The organism is Psychrobacter urativorans (assembly GCF_904846675.1).
Taxonomy (GTDB): Bacteria; Pseudomonadota; Gammaproteobacteria; order Pseudomonadales; family Moraxellaceae; genus Psychrobacter; species Psychrobacter urativorans_B.
The window spans coordinates 1-5770 of the sequence record NZ_CAJHBT010000041.1 but is presented as its reverse complement, the minus strand read 5'-3'; the positions used below and the strand labels follow the sequence as shown (position 1 = coordinate 5770).

At 42.4% G+C, this 5770-nt stretch carries 5 protein-coding genes; 4 read left to right on the top strand and 1 reads right to left on the bottom strand.

Annotation, left to right across the window (positions count from 1 at the left end):
- Positions 1-101: 101 nt before the first annotated feature.
- The 3 genes from JMY06_RS11475 to JMY06_RS11465 all read left to right on the top strand — a co-directional run bounded on the left by JMY06_RS11475 (position 102) and on the right by JMY06_RS11465 (position 3791).
- Positions 102-1421, top strand: a complete 1320-nt coding sequence (locus tag JMY06_RS11475; RefSeq protein ID WP_201618381.1) for a glycosyltransferase — start codon at positions 102-104, stop codon at positions 1419-1421.
- 12 nt (positions 1422-1433) lie between these two features.
- Positions 1434-2747 carry a hypothetical protein gene (locus tag JMY06_RS11470; RefSeq protein ID WP_201618380.1) on the top strand — a complete coding sequence of 438 codons (1314 nt, stop codon included), beginning with the start codon at positions 1434-1436 and terminating at the stop codon, positions 2745-2747.
- A gap of 63 nt (positions 2748-2810) precedes the next feature.
- Positions 2811-3791 (top strand): glycosyltransferase family 2 protein, encoded by a 981-nt coding sequence (locus JMY06_RS11465; RefSeq protein WP_201618379.1) that lies wholly within the window; start codon positions 2811-2813, stop codon positions 3789-3791.
- Positions 3792-3833: 42 nt separating this feature from the next.
- On the opposite strand, the gene JMY06_RS11460 is transcribed toward JMY06_RS11465, so the two are convergent.
- Positions 3834-4679: a hypothetical protein gene (locus tag JMY06_RS11460; RefSeq protein WP_201618378.1), complete on the bottom strand. Its 846-nt coding sequence runs from the start codon at positions 4677-4679 to the stop codon at positions 3834-3836.
- Positions 4680-4957: 278 nt separating this feature from the next.
- Between JMY06_RS11460 and JMY06_RS11455 the strand changes: the two genes are divergently transcribed.
- Positions 4958-5557 carry a PepSY domain-containing protein gene (locus JMY06_RS11455; protein ID WP_201618377.1) on the top strand — a complete coding sequence of 200 codons (600 nt, stop codon included), beginning with the start codon at positions 4958-4960 and terminating at the stop codon, positions 5555-5557.
- Positions 5558-5770 lie beyond the last annotated feature (213 nt).

The window sequence follows — 5770 nt, the reverse complement described above, 5'->3', positions numbered from 1 at the left end:
TCTTTGTTGTGGTAAACAAGAGTTTAAGGCGTTGCTTATTTTTTTCAACTATTCCCTAATTCTATACAGACCCTAGTTATTTAATTTATTCTGGATTATTTATGCTGTCTACTATGAATGTCGATGTACCCAAGCTTATTGATAATAAAAACACGAGTTCTATGCCCATACATAATATGCCTTCATTACGAATAGCGATTATTGCGCATTCTTTATATCCGATTGCGCAGCCTTATGCGGGAGGGCTTGAGATGATTACTCAGCTGCTCTGTGATGAGCTGGTCGCCCAAGGCCATGAGGTGTTGCTTTATGCGCATTCGGACAGTCAGACGAACGCTACGTTGATACCGCTATTAACGCGTCCCCAATTTGATGCTATGGTTTATGACAATGAGCATGACTCAGTGGGCATGAGTCGTGAGGAGCTATATCAGTATCTAGTTTATCAGCGCGCAATGCACGATATTATCATTCGTAGTGAGCGCGGAGAGATTGATGTGGTACACAATCACAGCTTGCACCATATCCCAATGATGCTTGGTCAAGCGTTCGGGTCAAGGTTTTTCACCACCTTTCATACGCCTATTTTTCCACCGTTACGTTTGGCGTTGTTGACATTAAGACAAGGCACGAAAACTCAGTTTACGGCGATTAGTGCTCATCAACAGCAGCTATTTGCTGAGTTTGTGCCTTCGCATGTGGTTTATAACGGTATTGATGTGCAATCATTTACCGCTAATATTCAATCTATTGATGACGAAATCTATTTTTGGTACGGACGTATTTGCCCCGAAAAGGGCACACATTTAGCGATGCAATATTGTAAAGCTGCAGGTAGACGTTTAGTGATTGCTGGCCCTAAAAGTAATGAGGAGTACTTTAATCAACAAGTCGCCCCCCTATTGGCAGCAGACGGCAAGGATAGTAAGGAGAAGGGCGCGTCGCCGTTATTTGATTATGTCGGGCATGTAAGCAAAGCTGAGATTAATGACTATTTATGTCAGTCAACCGCGATGCTATTTACCAGTACTTGGGATGAGCCTTATGGGTTGACGCTGGCTGAGAGCTTGGCTTGTGGCACGCCTGTTATTGGTTTTGATGTTGGCGCAAGCGCTGAAATTATCACGTCGAGCACCGGTATTATTGTTCCTAAAGCAGATAAAGATGCCTTTGTGCAAGCTTTTGCTGATATTAAGGGTATATCACGGCAGGCATGCCGCAACCGTGCCGAGAAATTTTGCTCAGTAGCGACCATGGTGGACGGCTATGTGCAGTTATATAAACAAGCATTAAAAGACAATCCTTCTAGTCAGAAGCCATACGCGGCTAATAAGCGAACAAGCTTGGGTAAAACGTCGTTAGATACTCCACTCTTGGACACTACGCATACAGACCGTAACGCACAAGCGTCTGTTTTTTAGGAAATTAATATCATGCGTATTGGTTATTATGCCCATCATCACGGCTCAGGTCATTGCAGGCAAGCAGATAAATTAGCGGCATTGTTGCCAGTTGAACTACAACGACAATTGACGGTATTTACCAGCTTAGCTGCTGACGCTTATACTTTTACTACGATAACTGAGAAGCAAATTGTTCGTCTTAATGCTGAAGATGAGCGACCAGATGATGTACTGAGCGGACGCGCAGGTCAGTATTGGCAACCAAAGAGTCTACACTATTCTCCCGTTGGCAATGTCGATATCCAAACGCGAAGCTGGCAGATACTAAACACCATTCGGCAGTATCAGATTGATATCATGATTATTGATGTTAGCGTTGAGGTAGCGATGCTATGCCGCGCCGCCAGTGTGCCTTATCTGTATGTTAGGCTGGCAGGTATTCGAGATGATGCGCCGCATGTTAGTGCATTTACCGGCGCACTTGGGCTGATAGCGCCTTATCCGCAGACATTGGAAGCCTTGATGACGGCGGACTGGGTTCGCCAAAAGACGTTATATCTTGATTTCTTACCGGCAGCTAATGGGAAACGGTTAACTTATAAAGCATTTATCCAGATGCTAATGACCTCAACTAATACAACTACTGACGCGCCTGTTAATGATCGTTTGCGCACATTCCTTCTAAGTCCTATTAATGAGTTTTCTGATAAAGATAATAATCAGTGTATAACGGACAGCACAACGACTCATATAAATGTAGATAAACGCCAACCAATGATAATTACTGTGATTAAGGGCTATGGCGGTCACGACGCTATCGATGCAAAACTATCAGCGCTACGTCACGCATTACCAGACGCGTTCATTATATCGCTTGGCCCTATCAATGGGGATATGCTTGAGTTTGTCGATATGTCTGCTCAGGTCGATGATGTGACGCCATTTATTGCGCATAGTAATTGGTTGCTGATGGCGTGCGGTCTCAATGGTATTGCGCAAGCTTATGATTATGCGACGCCACTAGTGGTACTGCCGGATAGCCGCCCGCATCGAGAGCAAGAAGTAATGGCGGAGGCCTTAATAGCTCAAGGTCGCGCTCTAAGTTGGAAGCAGTTTATGGCACGGATAGTAGAGGGGCAAATCCAAAAAGTATCATCAACGTACGACAATAATGAAGATCTAGATTCTAAAAGTCAAAACCCTAAATTTGCCAATGCAGCTGGTTCATTAGCGCAAGATTCTAAGGCGAAGATTGTTATAAATAGCCTTGCCACTTACTCATCACCCAAACTATGGTTTCAGGACTGGTTATTACCGCAGCTTGGATTAAGTCCTGAAATTTAATATAAAAATAAGCCATTATAAGTAACTCACATAACAGAAATAAGAACGATAAAAGAAGCCATTATGACTATAGCAAAAAAAGAGCCGATAACTGATTCTGTGACCATTCCTGTGAGCATCATTACGACCTGTTATGGGCGTAACCGTCATCTTTATAATCTGCTTAGCAGTCTTATGCAAGGTAGCGTTAGACCTGACGAAGTCATTATCGTAAATGACGATGCCGACCCCGAGCAGTTGGCAAAATTTTCTCTCAATATTGTACAAATTCCCACCACTACTAGCATGTTATTAAATAGTACTTTTGATATCGGGCGCAATCGTAATGTCGGGGCTACCCATGCTACCAATGATGCACTGATATTTTTAGATGTTGATTGTATCGTTGCGCCAACTTTTATTGAGCAATTAGCCTCTAAATTACAAGCTAAACCTAACGCCTTACTGATGGGACAGCCGCGCTATCTTACCCGACCCTTGACGGACGTTGAGGGCGTGAAGCTGCAGCAAGGTACTTTACTCAAATCAAGTTTAGATAAACTGTCCGTCTATAATCCTTATCGATACAATATTAAGCCCAGCAGCTCTAATGCTACTAGCGTTGAGACAGATATTGAAATGAGTATGGAGCAGACGCAAGATTATGGGGCATTTTGGAGTTTATGCTTTGCGATATCGCGGGTGCAATTTGAGAAAATTGGTGGTTTTGATACCCAGTATGTCGGCTATGGCGCTGAAGATACCGATTTTGCCTTTACCGCACGAGCGTTAGCTATTGACTTTTACTTAACCGACGATGTGATTTATCACCAACAGCACAGCGTGTACCGACCGCCATTAAACCACTTAGAGAGCATCGTCATTAATGCCAACCGTTTTTACGATAAATGGCAACACTGGCCCATGGCTGGGTGGCTGGTAGAGTTTGTAGATATGGGACTGATTACTTGGCAAGCTGAGCAACAGGAACCGATTAATATTATCCGTCAGTCAAGTGCTGCTGAGATTGAGGCGGCGCATTGGGCCGATGCGCCTTATGTTTAAATTATTCACTGTTTAGTCTTATCAGCAGCCAATACTGATTGGCTAATATTGGCGAATAACCTGTACACCATAGGGAGCTTTCGCCATCTCCTGACGTTCAAACCTCCAGTTGTGCCCTTGCCAAAAATGTGCCGTTTTATCCTCATCATTAAAACCAATCATCACTATCTGTAGCGGCATTGTAGACTCTTGCAGGCGCTGCACGTGCACACGCGCTGCCAATAGTAGACGGTATAATAAGAACCCCGATGATGGGGCAGAGGAGTGAATGTCGGAAAAATAAGGATAGTCGGTAACTACTGGATGTTGCTCTGAGAGTACGCCGCAATGATCATCGTTATGCAATAAATCGTTCAGCGCACTGGGAATGATCAATATCCGGCTTGCGGTCACAGGATCATCATGCGGGCTTTGATCCTCGCTTGGATGTGGAAACTGATAAGGTTGGTTACTAAGGAGCATACCTAATGGCGCGTGGTTAGCCATCTTGTTAATAGCCATCACGTTATTACTTCTGGGCGGTAGGCCAAAATGCAGATTGCTATCCCCAATCTGGCGGAAAAATAACAGTTTGGGTAATGTGCTTACCAGTGGATGATTGGCGAAGTAATCAGCATGAATAAAATCATTAAACAATACCAGCATATCTGTTGGTTGTAGCAAGGCATCCAGACTTGACGTATCTATAGAAGGATTATTGGCAATACATACAATACGTTTTTTTTGGATTAGTGCATTTTGAATAACAGACGGTAAGCTGGCAAAAGCTGTGGCTGCCTCAGAATGGATAGCAAGATCAGATAGAGAAAGGTTGTTGTCATTGGTACTGTCTTCGGATAGCAAGTCTGACGTTTTTAACAAAGCATTATTTAATGAAGTATTTAGCATAGATGGCGTGAATGACCTAGTGAAGATGTACAGGTAAAAAAGATAATAAATGAGGGAGCATATTATACCGTTTGCTGGCTAAAATAAAATGAGTATCTATAGCTTAGTCACTTAGGGAATTGATGGCTTATTAACTTAATAGATGAGTACCTTGCAACACATTGATACTACATTAAGCTACTTTTTTGCCTCAATGTTATCCGCAGACCGACGTATCATAATACAAATAATAAAAAAGGCAGTAATAAAAACTAACAGTACAATCAGGAGATAACTTTATGAATACCCTACTAAAAAGCTTTCAGCTAACCACTCTAGGCGCTTGCCTTACCCTAGCATTAAGTGCTGGCGTGCTAAGTACAACAGCAAGTGCTGCTGAGCAGTCGTCAAATAAAACAACTGCTAAATCTAGTGAAGTCCGTGCGGCCCAAGCGAGTAAAATTACCTTAAAGAAAGCCATTAACGTAACCAGTAAAAAAGCATCAGGGACGCTTGTCAGTGCTGAGTTCGATGATGACGATGACAAAGCAAAAGGCGGCGTCTACGAGATAGAGTTCAATACAGACACGCATAATTACGAGATCAAAGTCGATGCCCTTACAGGCAAAGTTATTGGCACTGAAACTGAACGTCTAGATAGTGGCGATATTGCGGATTTTAAAACTCAGAAGCAAGCAAAAATTAATATTACAAAGGCCATGAGCATAGCTGAGAAAAATACCAATGGCCGAGTGATGGAGATTGAGTTTAAGAATGATCGCGATTATGCCGACCATACTTCCTACTACGAAGTCGAAGTACTTAAAAGCAACCAGATTATTGAGCTAAATGTTGATGCCAATAGCGGCTCTGTATTTAACAGGGTAGTCAAAAAGTAGAGTGATCTAAAAATAAGGCTTAGAAGTAAAAGAATAAAACCTTATAAGAATAAGACGATTCCAATAAAAAGCATCTGCTGATAGGTTACTAGTAGGTGCTTTTTTATATGTGCTACAAATTAAATAATATGACTAATAGGGTCTGTATAGAATTAGGGAATAGTTGAAAAAAATAAGCAACGCCTTAAACTCTTGTTTACCACAACAAAGAGA